This window comes from Stenotrophomonas sp. STEN056 (assembly GCF_056759635.1).
Genome location: NZ_JBRRDL010000017.1, coordinates 1 through 14,952, shown reverse-complemented (window position 1 = coordinate 14,952; position 14,952 = coordinate 1). Strand labels below are relative to the sequence as shown.

The following is a 14,952-nucleotide window of genomic DNA, read 5'->3' as shown; positions in this document are numbered from 1 at the left end:
CTGAAGTCGAGGACGGCAATGCACCGCTACCTGGTTTACGTGCTGGCACTGATTCTGCTGCCGGTATCGCTCGCATTGGCGAGCCAATGGCCCGCTTGGTACTGGGGCGTTGCCCTGTTCGGCATCATGTCGTTGCTTGGCACCTGGGATGTGTTGCAGCGGCGCAGCGTGCTGCGTCGCAACTACCCGGTGCTGGCGCATTTCCGCTATGGCTTTGAATCCATCGGCCCTGAAATCCGCCAGTATTTCGTGCAGAGCGACCTGGACGACGTGCCGTTCTCGCGCCAGCAACGGCAGCTGATCTACCAGCGCTCGCGCAATGAAATGGATGTGGTGCCGTTCGGCACGCTGCGCAGCACCTACGCGGTGGACTACGAATGGCTCAACCATTCCATGGCGCCCACCAGCATTCCGCACCACGATTTCCGCGTGGTGATTGGTGGCGAATGCGCCAAGCCGTACTCGGCCAGCGTTTTCAACATCTCGGCGATGAGCTTTGGCTCGTTGTCGGCCAACGCCATCCGCGCGTTGAACAAGGGCGCCAAGCTCGGCAATTTCTGCCACGACACAGGCGAAGGTTCGATTTCGCCGTATCACCGCGAAAACGGCGGCGATCTGGTGTGGGAAATCGGCTCGGGCTACTTCGGTTGCCGTGACGAAAACGGCCGCTTCAACGAAGCGCGCTTCATGGAGAACGCCAGCAGCGATCAGGTCAAGATGATCGAGATCAAGCTGTCGCAGGGCGCCAAGCCTGGCCACGGTGGCGTGCTGCCGGCAGCCAAGGTCAGCGCGGAAATCTCGCTGACCCGCGGCGTACCGATGGGCGTGGACTGCGTATCGCCGTCCAAGCATTCGGCATTCTCCACGCCGGTGGAGTTGCTGCAGTTTGTTGCGCGCCTGCGCGAGTTGTCCGGTGGCAAGCCGGTCGGTTTCAAGTTGGCCCTTGGTCATCCGTGGGAATGGTTTGGCATTGCCAAGGCCATGCTGGAAACCGGCTTGTTGCCCGATTACATCGTGGTCGATGGTGCCGAAGGTGGCACCGGCGCGTCGCCGTCGGAATTCATCGACCACGTTGGCGTGCCGATGAACGAGGCGCTGATCCTGGTGCACAACACCCTGGTTGGCCTGAATCTGCGTGACCGCATTCGCCTGGGCGCGGCCGGCAAGGTGACCAGTGCATTTGATATCGCCCGCACCATCGCGCTGGGCGCGGACTGGTGCAACGCCGGGCGGGGTTTCATGTTTGCCCTTGGCTGCATCCAGTCGCTGAGCTGCCACAACGATAAGTGCCCGACCGGCATCGCCACCCAGGACCCGAGCCGCTGGCGTCACCTAGAGCCGGTGGACAAGGCGCAGCGGGTGTTCAATTACCACCAGAACACGATGCGCGCGCTGCGCGATCTGCTGGGCGCGGCCGGTTTGAACGATCCATCCGAGCTGGGCCCGGAGCACATTCTGCGCCGCGTCTCGCCGGTGGAAATCCGCTCGCTGGCGGCGCTGTATCGTTATCTCGCACCGGGCGAGCTGCTCGACAAGGTGCCCGAGCATGTGGTGTTCCGCGAGTACTGGGCCGACGCGCGCAGTGACTCGTTCACTCCGCCTGCGCGGGTGACCGCATTGCGTTCAAGCAAGCTGCGCTGAGCGAAGCGCCGTAGGCTGGGATTTGCATCCCAGCCTGCGATTCGCGCGAGGTAACGGTGATCTCTTGTAGCGCGGAGCCATGCTCCGCTGAGGCTTCACTGACAATGTATCGGCCGAGCATGCCCCGGCATCACGCTCAGCTGTTGTTTTCCAGCCAACGGATCACGCCATCGGCTGCGCGCAGTCCGCTGGCGTAGCAGGCGGTCAGCAGATAGCCGCCGGTCGGGGCTTCCCAGTCCAGCATCTCGCCTGCGCAGAACACGCCGGGCAGTGCGCGCAGCATCAGCGCGTCATTCATCGCTTCCAGTCGCACGCCACCGGCGGTGCTGATCGTTTCGGCCATCGGGCGCGGCCGCAGCAACTCCAGTGGCAGGCGCTTGAGTGCGCGCACGACGGCGGCGATATCGTTGCCCGCCTCCTTGCCCAGCACTTCAAACACCAAACCCGCCTTGACGGCATCCAGCCCGGCCGCACGACGCAGGTGTTCGCCAAAGCTGCGGCCCTTGCGCGGGCGGCCCAGGTCGGCGAGCAGGCGGGCTTCGTCGCGTCCGGGCACGAGGTCAAGTTCAAGACGCACATGACCGTCACGATTGAGCGTCTCACGCAGGTCGGCCGACAGCGCATAGATCAGGCTGCCTTCGATGCCGTACTCGCTTACCACGCATTCGCCCTGAAGCTGTTGCGCCTGCCCGTGCAGGTCAAGCCAATGGGCGATGACCGGCTTCAACGGGACGCCGGCGTTGCGCTGGCGGAAGTGCGGTGTCCAATCAATATCGAAACCACAGTTGGCCGATTGCAGCGGTGTGGTATCCACGCCGCGCTGCTGCAGCACTGGCATCCAGCTGCCGTCCGAGCCCAACTGCGGCCAGCTGCCGCCGCCGAGTGCGAGCACGGTGGCGTCGGCCTGCACGGTGATCTCGCCTTCCTCGGTAGCCAAGCGCAGGCTGCCGTCCGCGTTCCAGCCCAGCCAGCGGTGCTGGACGTGGAAGCGCACGCCGCCTTCTTTCAGCCGGCGCACCCAGCCGCGCAGCAACGGCGCCGCCTTGCGATCCACCGGGAAAACGCGGCCTGAGCTGCCGACATAGGTTTCCACGCCGAAGCCGGCGGCCCAGTCACGCAGCGCCTGCGCATCAAAGCCGTCCAGCCAACGGCCGACCTCGGTCTGTCGCTCGCGGTAGCGCGAATCAAACAGCGGGCGCGGGTCGGAATGGGTGAGGTTGAGCCCGCCTTTGCCGGCGATCAAAAACTTGCGCCCGGGCGAACCCTTGGCTTCGTACAGGTCCACCGACACGCCTGCCGCGCGCAGGCGCTCGGCGGCAAACAGCCCGGCAGGGCCGCCGCCGATCACCGCAACGCATTTGCCGGCCAAGGGGTTATCAGCGTGGCTGGACATCAAGCAGTTCGACATCAAAAACCAGCGAGGAACCGGCCGGGATCGGCCCGGTGCGGCGGTTGCCGTAGCCGTACTCGGCCGGGATCATCAACGTACGCTTGCCGCCAACCTTCATGCCGGCAAAGCCTTCGTCCCAGCCGCGGATGACCTGCTTCCCGCCCAGGTTGAAGGTGAACGGTTCGCCGCGGTCCACCGAACTGTCGAATTTCTCGCCGTGCTTGTCAGCGCTGCGTTCGTCGTACAGCCAGCCGGTGTAGTGCACGGTGATCTTGCTGCCCGCGACAGCTTCGGCGCCGGTGCCCGGCTGGGTGTCGATGCGCTCGAAAGTGGCGATACTGCCACCCGGCGGCGGGCCTGGCGGGGTGCAGCCAGCGGCGAGCAGGGACAGCAGAAGCGGGATGAACAGACGGCGCATGAACGGCTCCGGCGGGAAGGGCGTGCAAGGGTAGCGCATCGCTGCCGGGTATCATTGCGCAATGGCCAAACTGCTCCTCAATCTGCGCAACGTCGGTGACGACGAAAGCCGCGAAGTCGGTGAACTGCTCGACCTCAACCACATCCCCTGGTATCGCACCGAACCCAGCCCGTGGGGCATTTCCAATGGCGGCATCTGGTTGCGCGACAACGAGGATCAGCCGCGTGCCAAGGCGCTGATGGCGAGCTACCAGGCCGAGCGTTCGCTGCGCATGCGCGCCGAGCGCGAGGCAGGGTTGCGGGACGGTAGCGCGGAGACGTTCAGCAGCCTGTTCAGACAGCGGCCGCTGTACGTGATCGCGGTGTTGCTGGGCATGGTTGCCGCCGCAGCGCTGGTGCTGTTGCCGTTTGTACTGCTGCGCGGCTGATCCGGCCACGGCTGGCCGGTACAATACGGCCCATGATCGTCAATACCGCCGCCTACCATTTCGTCCCCCTTCCCGACGCCGATGCGCTCAATGCAGTGCTGCTGGAGCGTGCCAAGACGCAGGAACTGCGCGGCACCATCCTGGTGGCGGGCGAGGGCATCAACCTGTTCCTGGCCGGCAGCCGCGAGGGCATCGACGCGTTCTACACAGAACTGAAAGCCGACCCGCGCTTTGCCGACATGCGGGTGAAGTACAGCTACAGCCAGATGCAGCCGTTCGCGCGACTCAAGGCCAAGGTCAAGACGGAGATCATCAGTTTCCGCCGTGATGACGGCCAGCCATTGGACTACCCGCGTGCGCCCAGCGTTGCCCCGGCCACCGTGCAGCGTTGGCTGCAGCAGGGCCATGACGACGAAGGCAAGCGCGTGGTGATGCTGGATACGCGCAACGAACAGGAGTTCGCGCACGGTACGTTCAGCGGCGCATTAACCCTGCCGATTGCCAAGTTCACCGACCTGCCGGCCGCGCTGGAACCGCATCGCGAGGGCCTGACTGACGCCACGGTGGTGAGTTTCTGCACCGGCGGCATCCGCTGCGAAAAGGCCGCACTGTGGATGCAGAATGACGGCATGCACAACGTGCTGCAGTTGGAAGGCGGCATCCTGGGCTACTTCGAGGAAGTGGGCGGGCAGGGCTACGACGGCCGCTGCTTCGTGTTCGACGAGCGCGTGGCGCTGGATGCCGAGCTGAAACCGCTGGTGGATCGCGACGAGAATCAGGCGGCCTGAAGTTCCGGCCCGGCCGGCAGCCAGTTGCAATCCTGCTGGTTGAATGGGCCTGGTTGGCTGCTCAAAGCACCCCTCCCCAGCCCTCCCCTTTGCTGCGCAAAAGGGAGGGTGCTGTGATGCATCGTCTGCAGGATCGCGGCAAAGCTCCGCTTTGGCTCCCTCCCTTTTGCGCAGCAAAGGGGAGGGTTGGGGAGGGGTAGCTTTTCATCGTGTACCGTCAGCCCTCAAGGCACCCCAAAGCCGCTTTACGGAAAACAGCGTTCAGGCCGCAGCGCTTCTTTTACGATCCAGCAGCCCAATGTCGTTTCCATCGTCTCTGGAAGCTGCCGCATGATTCCTCTTTCCGTTCTTGATCTCGCGCCCGTCTGCGAAGGCTCCAGCCCGCAGCAGGCGTTCGGCAACATGCTTGACCTGGCCCGGCATGCCGAACGCTGGGGCTACCGCCGCTATTGGCTGGCCGAGCACCACAACATGCCGGGCATCGCCAGCGCCGCGACGTCGGTGTTGATCGGCCATGTGGCTGGCGGCACGTCGCACATTCGCGTCGGTGCCGGCGGCATCATGTTGCCCAACCATTCGCCGCTGCAGGTGGCCGAGCAGTTCGGCACGCTGGCCTCGCTGTATCCCGGCCGCATCGACCTGGGTCTGGGGCGCGCGCCGGGTACCGACCACGCCACCGCGCGCGCCTTGCGCCGTTACTTCGACAGTGCCGATCAATTCCCGCAGGACGTGACCGAACTGCTGCATTACTTCGCGCCGGCCCAGGCGGGGCAGAGCGTGCAGGCGGTGCCAGGGGCCGGCGTGGATGTGCCGGTGTGGTTGCTTGGCTCCAGCTTGTTCAGTGCGCGGCTGTCGGCGGCGATGGGTTTGCCGTTCGCATTTGCCTCACACTTCGCGCCGGATTCCATGGACGAAGCATTGGCGCTGTATCGCCGTGATTTCAGGCCTTCGGAGCACCTGCGCCAGCCGTACGCGATCCTGGCGTTGAACGTGGTGGCCAGCGAATCGGAAGCCGAATCACGGCGTCTGTTCACCACCCAGCAGCAGAGTTTCGTCAACCTGCGCCGCGGCCGCCCGGGCCGGATTCCACCGCCGGTGGACGACATCGAGGCGTTCTGGGAGCCGCACGAAAAGAGTGGTGTGGAACGCGCGTTGGCGTGCACGGTGCTGGGTGACCCGGCACAGGTGGCCCAGGGGCTGCAGGATTTCGCGCAGCGTCATCGCCCGGATGAAATGCTGTTGACCGCCAACATCTTCGACCACGCCGCGCGCCTGCGTTCGTTTGAGCTGGCCATGCAGGCGTGGCAGGCGGTAAGCCACTAAGGATCCGGTTGTGCAGGAGCGGCCAAGGCCGCTCCTGTGGCGGTTCAGCCGCCTGTCCAGCGCTGCACCAGTTCGATCACCCCGGTCACCAGGTGCCCGGAACTGAAGCCGAAGAACAGGACCGCGCCAATCGCCGCGATCCAGTTGACCAGCATCAGCGCGCCATCGCGTTCAATCAGCGCCAGCGCGAACAGCAGCAGCTGGAAACCGAACAGATAGTTGGTGAACGGAATCGGCAGTGACAGCAGCACGCCGACCAGCAGCAGCAACACGCCGGTGAACATCCGTGCGGGCAGGGGGCTGATCAATTGCGGCAGGCGCGGTTTGAGCATGCGGTCCAGTCGGCGCAGCGGCCGGCTGATCTTGTTCAGAAACTTGTGCATGGTGCCGCGCCTGGGGCCGCGCTTGCCGATGAAACCCGGCAGCCACGGGCGCGACAGGCCAAACAGCAGTTGCAGCCCGATCAGCAGCACCAGTGGCCCGCTGACCGCGCCGCCGATGCCCGGGATGGGAATGAAGGCCGGCAGGATCGCAATGAACAGGAACATGCCAAAGGCGCTTTGTTCCAGCCCCTGCAGGATCTGCCGCAGGGTCAGCTGCTCGCCGGGGTCGCCGTGCTCGAACATCCCCAGCAGCGTGCGGATGCCTTCGTTCTGATAGGCATCGCGTTGCACGGCATCGTCGGGCCGGTCAGCCTGTGGTGTCATCGGCGTCTTCTTCCTGCAGCTTGCGCAGCAGCAGCTTGTCGATGCGCGCGCCGTCCAGGTCAACAATCTCGATGCGCCAGCCGGCCCAGTCGAAATATTCACCGGCGTGTGGAATACGGCCGAATTGATGCATGCACATGCCGGCCAGGGTGTAGTAATCGCCCTCTTCGGCGTCAGGCAGTTCGGCGCCTTCCATCAATTCGCGCAGGTCGTCCACCGGCAGTGAGCCATCCACCAGCAGCGAGCCGTCGGTGCGGGTGACCACCAGCGCGTCTTCGTCGGTGTTCTCGGTGGCCTGCAGGCGGCCGACCACAGCGCCCATCAGGTCGGAAATGGTGACCAGGCCCTGGATCTCGCCGTATTCGTCCACCACCAGCGCCATGGACTGGTGTTCTTCGCGGAATATCTCCAGCAGCTTCATGGCGTGGGTGGATTCAGAGACATAGAGCGTCTCGCGCAGGTTCTCGAACAACGAGCCATGCGCACCCTCCAGGCGTGTCACCAGGGTCTTCACTTCGAGGATGCCGGCGATGTCCTGGTCGTTGCCTCGGTACACCGGATAGCGCGAGAACGCATGGTCGCGCATGGTGTGCAGGTTCTTGGCCGGGTCGGCGGTGGTGTCCAGCCAGGCGATGCGGTTGCGCGGGGTCATGAGGCTGTCGGCGGTGCGGTCGCCCAGGCGCATCACCCGGTTCATCATGTCGCGCTCGTGCGCATCGATGACGCCGGCCTCGTGGCTTTCGGCCACCAGCATGCGGATTTCTTCTTCACTGACGGAGGCCGATTCGGTCTTGCCCAGGCCCAGCAGGCGCAGCACCAGTTGGGTGGAGCGGGACAGCAGCCACACGCCGGGGGCTGCAATGCGGGCCAGCCAGCTCATGGGCACCGAGACGATGCCGGCAATGTCTTCCGAGCGGGTCAGGGCCAGGCGTTTGGGTACCAGTTCGCCGAAGATCAGCGTCAGGTAGGTGATCAGGGCAACGGCCAGCACCTTGCCGGTAGCGTCGGCATAGGCAAATGCGGGGGCAAGTTCGCGCAGCCAGTCGGCAATCATCAGGCCGATGGATTCACCGCCGTAGACGCCGGTAAGGATACCGATCAGGGTGATGCCGATCTGTACCGTGGACAGGAAATTCTCTGGCTTTTCAGAGAGTTCCAGTGCGCGGGCGGCACGCTTGCTGGAGCCTGCCATCTGCTTGAGGCGGCTTTTGCGTGATGTCATGACCGACATTTCGGACATGGCAAAAAAACCGTTGAGCAGGATAAGGGCGAGTACGATCAAAAATTCAAACACGGGTCTCTCCCCGGGTTGGTGGTGGGGAGGGCGGGTGTCTGCGATGGCCACGGGCGCTCGAAAGCGAGGTCCGGCGCGGTGGCGGAGGGTAAGGGTCGTCGTCCATAAGTTGCGCCGCGAAGGCGCCGGGCAATCTTAGCAAACCCGGGGTGGATCGCGGCAACGGCCTGTTCATGTTGTTGTTCAGGCGTGTCCGGGGAATACCCTCAATGCCATCTAACCGTCATAATCCGCCCCCGGTGCCGTCCCTCCCGCGACGGCTGATAGGTTCCCCATGTTTTCGTTGCAGACCATTTTTGGCTCCGGCAAGCAGTTCTACAGTTACCTCGACGAGGCCGCGCAGGCCGCCTACGACAGCGCCAAGGCGCTGCACGAAATGATGCGCGAGGCTGATCGGCAGCCGGCGCTGGACGCTTTCAAGCTCGCCCGTCTGCGCGAGCGTGCTGCCTCGGACAAGATCAGCCAGGCGCTGGTGGACAGCTTCATGACCCCCATCGAGCGCGAGGACATCGAAGCGCTGGGTTCGGCGCTGTACAAGATTCCCAAGCAGATCGAAAAATTCGCCGACCGCTATTCGCTGGCCGTGCAGCACCTGGAGCAGATCGACTTCGCCCCGCGTGCGGCCATGCTCGAACAGGCCGCCGGTGTGGTGGTGGAAATGGTCAATGACCTGCGCCACATGAACCTGGACCGCATGACCGCGCTCAACGAGAAGCTGCGTTCGCTGGAGAACGAAGCCGACCGGCTGATGCTGGAGCTGTACCGCGACATCTATTCCGGTCGCCTGGACAACCTGCAGATGTTCCTGCTGAAGGAATTCTTCGAGATCCTGGAAAAGGCCATCGACCGTTGCCGTGAGGCCGGTGTGGTGGTTTACCAGATCGTCCTGAAAAACAGCTGACGGGGGCGTTCGATGCTCACCCTCGTCCTGGTGGTGATCCTGGCTGCGCTCGTCTTCGAGTTCATCAACGGATTCCACGACACCGCCAACTCCATCGCCACCGTGGTGGCGACCAAGGTGTTGTCGCCCGGTTGGGCGGTGATGCTGGCGGCCTTCATGAATTTGATCGGTGCGCTGACCGGCACCGCGGTGGCGCTGACCATCGCCAACGGCCTGCTCAACACCGATGTGATCGACGTGACGCCGCAGGTGATCCTGTGTGCCTTGCTCGGTGGCATCGTCTGGAACCTGATCACCTGGTGGAAGGGCCTGCCTTCCTCGTCCTCGCACGCGTTGATTGGTGGCCTGTGCGGCGCCGGCCTGGCAGCGGCACACAACAACTGGGATGCCCTGATCTGGTCGCAGAACTTGGGCAACTGGGCGCAGAACAAGGGCCTGTTGTGGAAGGTGTTCGTGCCGATGATCACCTCGCCGATCGCCGGCTTCCTGCTCGGCGTGGTGGTGATGTGCCTGCTGTGGGCGATCATCGCCGGCATGGCGCGTGCCGGTGGCCTGTTGCGGCGCATGGCGCGCCCGCGCTGGGTCAATGCGTTCTTCGGCAAGGCGCAGATTGTTTCGGCCGCCTACATGGGGTTCGCGCACGGCCACAACGATGCGCAGAAGACCATGGGCATCATCGCCATGACCCTGATCGGTGCCGAAGCCACCGGCGCGCTGGATGACCTGCCGTCCTGGCTGGCCTTCATGCACCCCGAAGCGCATGCCGGTGGTGGCATCGCCACCTGGATCGTGCTGACCTGTGCGGTCGTGATGGCTGCCGGCACCGCGTCCGGTGGCTGGAAGATCATCAAGACCCTGGGCCACAAGATGGTCAAGCTGCACCCGATCCACGGCTTTGCCGCGGAGACCAGCTCGGCCACCATCCTGACCCTGGCCGCGCACTTCGGCATGCCGGTATCGACTACGCACAGCATTTCCACCGCGATCATGGGCGTGGGTTTTGCCAAGAACCCCAGGTCGCTGCGCTTGGGCGTGATCGAGCGCATCCTCTGGGCATGGATCCTGACGATCCCCGCTGCCGGTGGCTGCGCCTATCTGATCCTGAAGCTGTTCCAGATGGTCGGCTGGGCCTGATTGGCTTGTGATCCCGCTGAAAGGAAAAAGCCCGTCGAAAGACGGGCTTTTTTCATGGCCGGGCCTGCGTCGCGCTTGTGTGTGCAGCATCGCGCGGCACCAGCAAACGAGTGGGGCCTCTGTTACGCCTGTGTCGCCAGGCGCATGTGCAGCAGCGGGTACGGCTCGCCCTGGCCATCCCGTGGCGAGCGGCCTGTCACCACGAAACCCTGGTGCAGGTAAAAACCTACGGCCTGCGTGTTCTGTTCGTTGACGTCCACGGTATGGGCGCCGAGGTTGTCCACGGCATGCCGCAACAGGCGCTTGCCGATGCCGCTGCCGCGCAGTTGCGGAGAAATGAACAGCATCTCGATCTTGCGCTCGGCGACGCCGACAAAGCCCTGGATGGTGCCTTCCGTGTCCTTGAATACCTGCAGTTCCACGGCGGCCAGGTAGATGTCCCGAACCAGCGGACGAAGCGCGTCGATGGCGGAGTCGGGCAGAAAGTCGTGAGTGGCGCGCACGGAGGCTTCCCACACCTCGGTGATGCGCGGGTAGTCGGTAGTTTGTGCGGGGTGGATGCCTTCCATCAGCGTGATCCGTTGTCTGTGAGCGGGTGATTGTCGCGGATGCGCCGTGCGCTGGGCAGCAGGTTGAAGTAAGCCGAGATGGGCGATGGGGTGGCGATGCGCGTCGGTTTGCGCAAAGAAAAAGCCCGCCGGGTGGCGGGCCTTTCATGTTGGGTGCTGCTCGGACGCGATCAGGCTTCCAGCGAAGCCAAGTCGCCCTTGCTCTCTAACCACCCCTTTCTGTCTGCCGCACGCTTCTTGGCCAGCAGCATGTCCATCAGCGAGCGGGTCTGCTCGCTGTCGTCCACGGTCAGCTGCACCAGGCGGCGCGTATCCGGATGGATGGTGGATTCGCGCAGCTGCTGCGGGTTCATCTCGCCCAGGCCCTTGAAGCGGGTGACGCTGACCTGGCCGCGGATCTTCTCGCGTTCGATCTTGTCCAGCATCGAGCGCTTTTCTTCCTCGTCCAGTGCGTAAAACACCTGCTTGCCCGCGTCCACGCGGAACAGTGGCGGCATCGCCACGAACACATGGCCGGCGTCGACCAGGGCGGGGAAGTGCTTCAGGAACAGTGCGGTGAGCAGGGTCGCGATATGCAGGCCGTCGGAGTCCGCGTCCGCCAGAATTACGACCTTGCCGTAGCGCAGGCCGGACAGGTCATCCTTGCCCGGGTCGCAGCCGATGGCGATGGCAAGGTTGTGTACTTCTTCCGAAGCCAGCACGCTGCCCGAGGCGACTTCCCAGGTATTCAGGATCTTGCCGCGCAACGGCAGGATGGCCTGGAAATCCTTGTCGCGAGCCTGCTTGGCGCTGCCGCCTGCCGAGTCGCCTTCCACCAGGAACAGCTCGGTGCGCGACAGATCCTGGCTGATGCAGTCGGCCAGTTTGCCGGGCAGGGCAGGGCCCTGGGTGACCTTCTTGCGGGTGACCAGCTTTTCGGTCTTCAGGCGCGCACTGGCGCGCTCGATGGCGATCTGCGCGATCTTCTCGCCCAGTTCCACGTTCTGGTTCAGCAGCAGGCTGAAGGCGTCGTGCGCGGCGCCTTCAACGAAGCCGGCTGCCTGGCGCGAGGACAGACGTTCCTTGGTCTGGCCGCTGAACTGCGGGTCGGTCATCTTCAGCGACAGCACGAAGGACACGCGGTCCCACACGTCTTCCGGGGCCAGCTTGACGCCGCGCGGCAGCAGGTTGCGGAAGTCACAGAACTCGCGCAGTGCCTCGGTCAGGCCAGTGCGCAGGCCGTTGGCGTGGGTGCCGTGCTGGGCGGTCGGGATCAGGTTGACGTAGCTCTCCTGCACCAGCTCGCCTTCCGGCAGCCAGGCCACGGCCCAGTCAACGATTTCGGTTTCCTTCTTCAGGCTGCCGGTGAACAGGTCGGCCGGTAGCATTTCGCGCTCGCCCAGCTCGGCTTTCAGGTAGTCACGCAGGCCGTCCTCGAAATACCAGGTATCGACCTCGCCGGTGGCTTCGTCGGTCAGCTTGACGGTCAGGCCCGGGCACAGCACGGCCTTGGCGCGCAGCAGGTGGCGCAGGGCGCGCACGTTGAACTTGGGTGTATCGAAGTACTTCGGGTCCGGCCAGAAGCGCAGGCGGGTGCCGGTGTTCTTCTTGCCGACGCTGCCGACCACTTCCAGCGGGCTGGCGCGGTCGCCATCGCGGAACGTGATGCGGTGCTCGTTGCCGTCGCGGCGGATATGGATTTCCACCAGGTTGGACAGCGCATTGACCACCGACACACCCACGCCATGCAGGCCGCCGGAGAAGGTGTAGTTGCGGTTGCTGAACTTGCCGCCGGCATGCAGGCGGGTAAGGATCAGCTCGACGCCGGGGATTTTCTCTTCCGGGTGGACGTCCACCGGCATGCCGCGGCCGTCATCGCTGACTTCGCAGCTGCCATCCTTGAACAGGACAACCTCCACGGTGCGGGCATGGCCGGCCAGGGCCTCATCGACCGAGTTGTCGATGACTTCCTGCGCCAGATGGTTCGGGCGCGCGGTGTCGGTGTACATGCCGGGGCGGCGTTTGACCGGGTCCAGGCCGGAGAGGACTTCGATGTCGGCGGCGTTGTAACGGGCGTTCATGTATCTCGATAAGGCGCAAAGCGACGGGGGAGTTTGCGGTCTGACGGCGATTTTTGCACGCAGGGCATTCAGGGCGGGGCGAGGCGGGACGAGGTATCCTGTACGCGGTTTGAAATGAGCTCCGCCGTTCCAGGCGGGCATGTCGAGGAGGAACCGGATGAAATCGTCGAAATTGCTGGCTCTGGCTGCTGTTGCCGCCGCGGTAGTGGCGGTTCCTTTCGTGATGGCGCAGAACGCCGACAAGGGCAAGGCCGGCGAAGCCGCCCAGGCTGCCCCGGTGGACAAGGCGCAGAGCGAGGCCGAGCAGAAGGCCAAGCGTCGCGCCGCCGCCGCCGCGCAGGAGCGGGCACAGGGTGGCCAGCAGGCCGCCCCGCGTGAAGAAGAGGAAGAAGAGGAAGCCCGTCGCCGTCGCTGACGCGGTTTCACCTGCATGACAGACGCCCCGGCTCCGGCCGGGGCGTCTTTTTTTTGAGGTCGCCATGATTCCGTGCTTGGGAGTTTTGGCGACAACCTTTAAACTAGGGCTTTCCGGGAGGCAGTGAGCCATGACCCCCCTTATTTTTGTTACCGGCGGTGTGGTGTCCTCGCTTGGCAAGGGCATTGCGGCCGCGTCTCTGGCCTCCATTCTCGAGGCACGTGGCCTGAAGGTCACGATGATGAAGCTGGATCCGTACATCAACGTCGATCCAGGCACGATGAGCCCCTTCCAGCATGGTGAGGTCTACGTCACCGACGACGGTGCCGAGACCGACCTGGATCTGGGCCATTACGAGCGTTTCGTACACACCCGGTTGAGCCGCAAGAATTCGGTCACCACCGGGCGTATCTATGAAAACGTGATCCGCAAGGAGCGCCGGGGCGATTACCTGGGCGCCACCGTGCAGGTCATCCCGCATATCACCGACGAAATCCGCCGTTGCATCGACGAGGCCACCGAAGGCTTCGACGTGGCATTGGTGGAAATCGGTGGCACCGTGGGCGATATCGAATCGCTGCCGTTCCTGGAGGCCATCCGCCAGGTGCGTACCGAGCGCGGCCCGGAGAAGGCCTTGTTCATGCACCTCACCCTGGTGCCGTTCATCGGTGCGGCCGGTGAGCTGAAGACCAAGCCGACCCAGCACTCGGTCAAGGAGCTGCGCTCCATCGGTATCCAGCCGGACGTGCTGCTGTGCCGTTCGGAACAGGCGATTCCGGATTCGGAGCGCCGCAAGATTTCCCTGTTCACCAACGTTTCCGAGCGTGCCGTGATCAGCGTGCCGGACGTGGAAGTGCTGTACCGCGTGCCGATGGGCCTGCATGCGCAGGGCCTGGACGAAATCGTGGTCAACCAGCTCAAGCTGGGCGACAAGGCCGGCCCTGCCGACCTGTCCGAGTGGGAGTCGGTGCTCGATGCGGCGCTGCATCCGCTGGATGAAGTGACCATCGCGGTGGTTGGCAAGTACGTCGACCACCAGGACGCCTACAAGTCGGTGGGCGAGGCGCTCAAGCACGGCGGCCTGCGCCAGCGCACCCGGGTCAACCTGAAGTGGCTGGAAGCGCAGGAACTGGAAGAATCCGGCCTGGCCGGGCTTGAGGGCGTGGACGGCATTCTGGTGCCGGGCGGCTTCGGTGACCGTGGTTTCGAGGGCAAGGTGCTGACCTCTCAGTACGCCCGTGAGCACAACGTGCCGTACTTCGGCATCTGCTATGGCATGCAGGCGGCGGTGGTGGATTACGCCCGTCATGTGGCCGGGCTGGAAGGCGCCAACAGCACCGAAAACGACCGCCAGTCGCCGAACCCGGTGATCGGCCTGATCACCGAATGGCGTACGGCCAGCGGTGAAGTCGAGAAGCGTGACGAGAAATCCGACCTGGGCGGCACCATGCGCCTGGGCCTGCAGGAGCAGCGCCTGAAGCCGGGCACCCTGGCCCATGAGCTGTACGGCAAGGATGTGGTGGCCGAGCGTCACCGCCACCGTTACGAGTTCAACAACCGTTACCGCGCCCAGCTGGAAGACGCGGGCCTGGTGATCGCCGGCAAGTCGATGGATGACACGCTGGTGGAGGTGGTTGAGCTGCCGCGTGACCAGCACCCCTGGTTCCTGGCCTGCCAGGCGCATCCGGAGTTCCTGTCCACGCCGCGCGGTGGGCACCCGCTGTTTATCGGCTTCATCCGCGCTGCGCGTGAGAAGAAGGCAGGCGGCAAGCTGCTCAAGGAAGCCCGCGCGTAAGCGCAACAGCCTGTAGTGGGGGGCGCGGCCCAGGCCCAGGGGAACGGGGAGAGGGGAGGTCCGCTGCACAGCGCCCCGCGACGCGCACCC

At 64.4% G+C, this 14,952-nt stretch carries 14 protein-coding genes; 8 read left to right on the top strand and 6 right to left on the bottom strand.

Features of this window, described 5'->3' with window-relative positions:
• Positions 1-18 precede the first annotated feature (18 nt).
• On the top strand, positions 19-1,641 hold the full coding sequence (locus ACVOLO_RS10575) for an FMN-binding glutamate synthase family protein (protein WP_481570233.1): 1,623 nt from the start codon (positions 19-21) through the stop codon (positions 1,639-1,641).
• 136 nt (positions 1,642-1,777) lie between these two features.
• On the opposite strand, the gene ACVOLO_RS10570 is transcribed toward ACVOLO_RS10575, so the two are convergent.
• On the bottom strand, positions 1,778-3,034 hold the full coding sequence (locus ACVOLO_RS10570) for a TIGR03862 family flavoprotein (RefSeq protein ID WP_481570232.1): 1,257 nt from the start codon (positions 3,032-3,034) through the stop codon (positions 1,778-1,780).
• Positions 3,018-3,449 carry an FKBP-type peptidyl-prolyl cis-trans isomerase gene (locus tag ACVOLO_RS10565; protein ID WP_481570231.1) on the bottom strand — a complete coding sequence of 144 codons (432 nt, stop codon included), beginning with the start codon at positions 3,447-3,449 and terminating at the stop codon, positions 3,018-3,020. Before ACVOLO_RS10565 ends, ACVOLO_RS10570 begins: the two co-directional genes overlap by 17 nt.
• A 61-nt stretch (positions 3,450-3,510) precedes the next feature.
• Here ACVOLO_RS10565 and ACVOLO_RS10560 point away from each other — a divergent pair, with 61 nt between their 5' ends.
• The 3 genes from ACVOLO_RS10560 to ACVOLO_RS10550 all read left to right on the top strand — a co-directional run bounded on the left by ACVOLO_RS10560 (position 3,511) and on the right by ACVOLO_RS10550 (position 5,987).
• A complete protein-coding gene (locus tag ACVOLO_RS10560; protein ID WP_481570230.1) occupies positions 3,511-3,876 on the top strand; it encodes a DUF6164 family protein in 366 nt (121 codons plus the stop codon).
• Positions 3,877-3,908: 32 nt separating this feature from the next.
• A complete protein-coding gene (locus ACVOLO_RS10555) occupies positions 3,909-4,664 on the top strand; it encodes a sulfurtransferase (RefSeq protein ID WP_481570228.1) in 756 nt (251 codons plus the stop codon).
• Between the two features lie 330 nt (positions 4,665-4,994).
• Positions 4,995-5,987: an LLM class flavin-dependent oxidoreductase gene (locus tag ACVOLO_RS10550; RefSeq protein WP_481570227.1), complete on the top strand. Its 993-nt coding sequence runs from the start codon at positions 4,995-4,997 to the stop codon at positions 5,985-5,987.
• Positions 5,988-6,031: 44 nt separating this feature from the next.
• Here the strand turns inward: ACVOLO_RS10550 and ACVOLO_RS10545 are convergent, their stop codons facing one another.
• Together ACVOLO_RS10545 and ACVOLO_RS10540 are read right to left on the bottom strand one after the other, a co-directional pair.
• Positions 6,032-6,694, bottom strand: a complete 663-nt coding sequence (locus ACVOLO_RS10545) for an exopolysaccharide biosynthesis protein (protein WP_481570226.1) — start codon at positions 6,692-6,694, stop codon at positions 6,032-6,034.
• Positions 6,678-7,988: a hemolysin family protein gene (locus ACVOLO_RS10540; protein WP_481570225.1), complete on the bottom strand. Its 1,311-nt coding sequence runs from the start codon at positions 7,986-7,988 to the stop codon at positions 6,678-6,680. Before ACVOLO_RS10540 ends, ACVOLO_RS10545 begins: the two co-directional genes overlap by 17 nt.
• Before the next feature lie 274 nt (positions 7,989-8,262).
• On the opposite strand from ACVOLO_RS10540, the gene ACVOLO_RS10535 reads away from it, so the two are divergent.
• Positions 8,263-8,889, top strand: a complete 627-nt coding sequence (locus ACVOLO_RS10535; protein WP_481570224.1) for a DUF47 domain-containing protein — start codon at positions 8,263-8,265, stop codon at positions 8,887-8,889.
• 12 nt (positions 8,890-8,901) lie between these two features.
• Positions 8,902-10,023, top strand: coding sequence for an inorganic phosphate transporter (locus ACVOLO_RS10530; RefSeq protein WP_481570223.1), 1,122 nt, complete (start codon positions 8,902-8,904; stop codon positions 10,021-10,023).
• Between the two features lie 122 nt (positions 10,024-10,145).
• On the opposite strand, the gene ACVOLO_RS10525 is transcribed toward ACVOLO_RS10530, so the two are convergent.
• Both ACVOLO_RS10525 and parE read right to left on the bottom strand, forming a co-directional pair.
• Entirely contained in the window at positions 10,146-10,592 is a 447-nt protein-coding gene (locus ACVOLO_RS10525) for a GNAT family N-acetyltransferase (RefSeq protein ID WP_481570222.1), read from the bottom strand.
• Between the two features lie 170 nt (positions 10,593-10,762).
• Positions 10,763-12,652 carry a DNA topoisomerase IV subunit B gene (gene parE / locus ACVOLO_RS10520; RefSeq protein ID WP_481570221.1) on the bottom strand — a complete coding sequence of 630 codons (1,890 nt, stop codon included), beginning with the start codon at positions 12,650-12,652 and terminating at the stop codon, positions 10,763-10,765.
• A gap of 157 nt (positions 12,653-12,809) precedes the next feature.
• Here parE and ACVOLO_RS10515 point away from each other — a divergent pair, with 157 nt between their 5' ends.
• Positions 12,810-13,067 carry a hypothetical protein gene (locus ACVOLO_RS10515; RefSeq protein ID WP_481570220.1) on the top strand — a complete coding sequence of 86 codons (258 nt, stop codon included), beginning with the start codon at positions 12,810-12,812 and terminating at the stop codon, positions 13,065-13,067.
• 130 nt (positions 13,068-13,197) lie between these two features.
• Positions 13,198-14,862, top strand: coding sequence for a CTP synthase (locus ACVOLO_RS10510; RefSeq protein WP_481570219.1), 1,665 nt, complete (start codon positions 13,198-13,200; stop codon positions 14,860-14,862).
• The last annotated feature ends 90 nt before the right edge of the window (positions 14,863-14,952 follow it).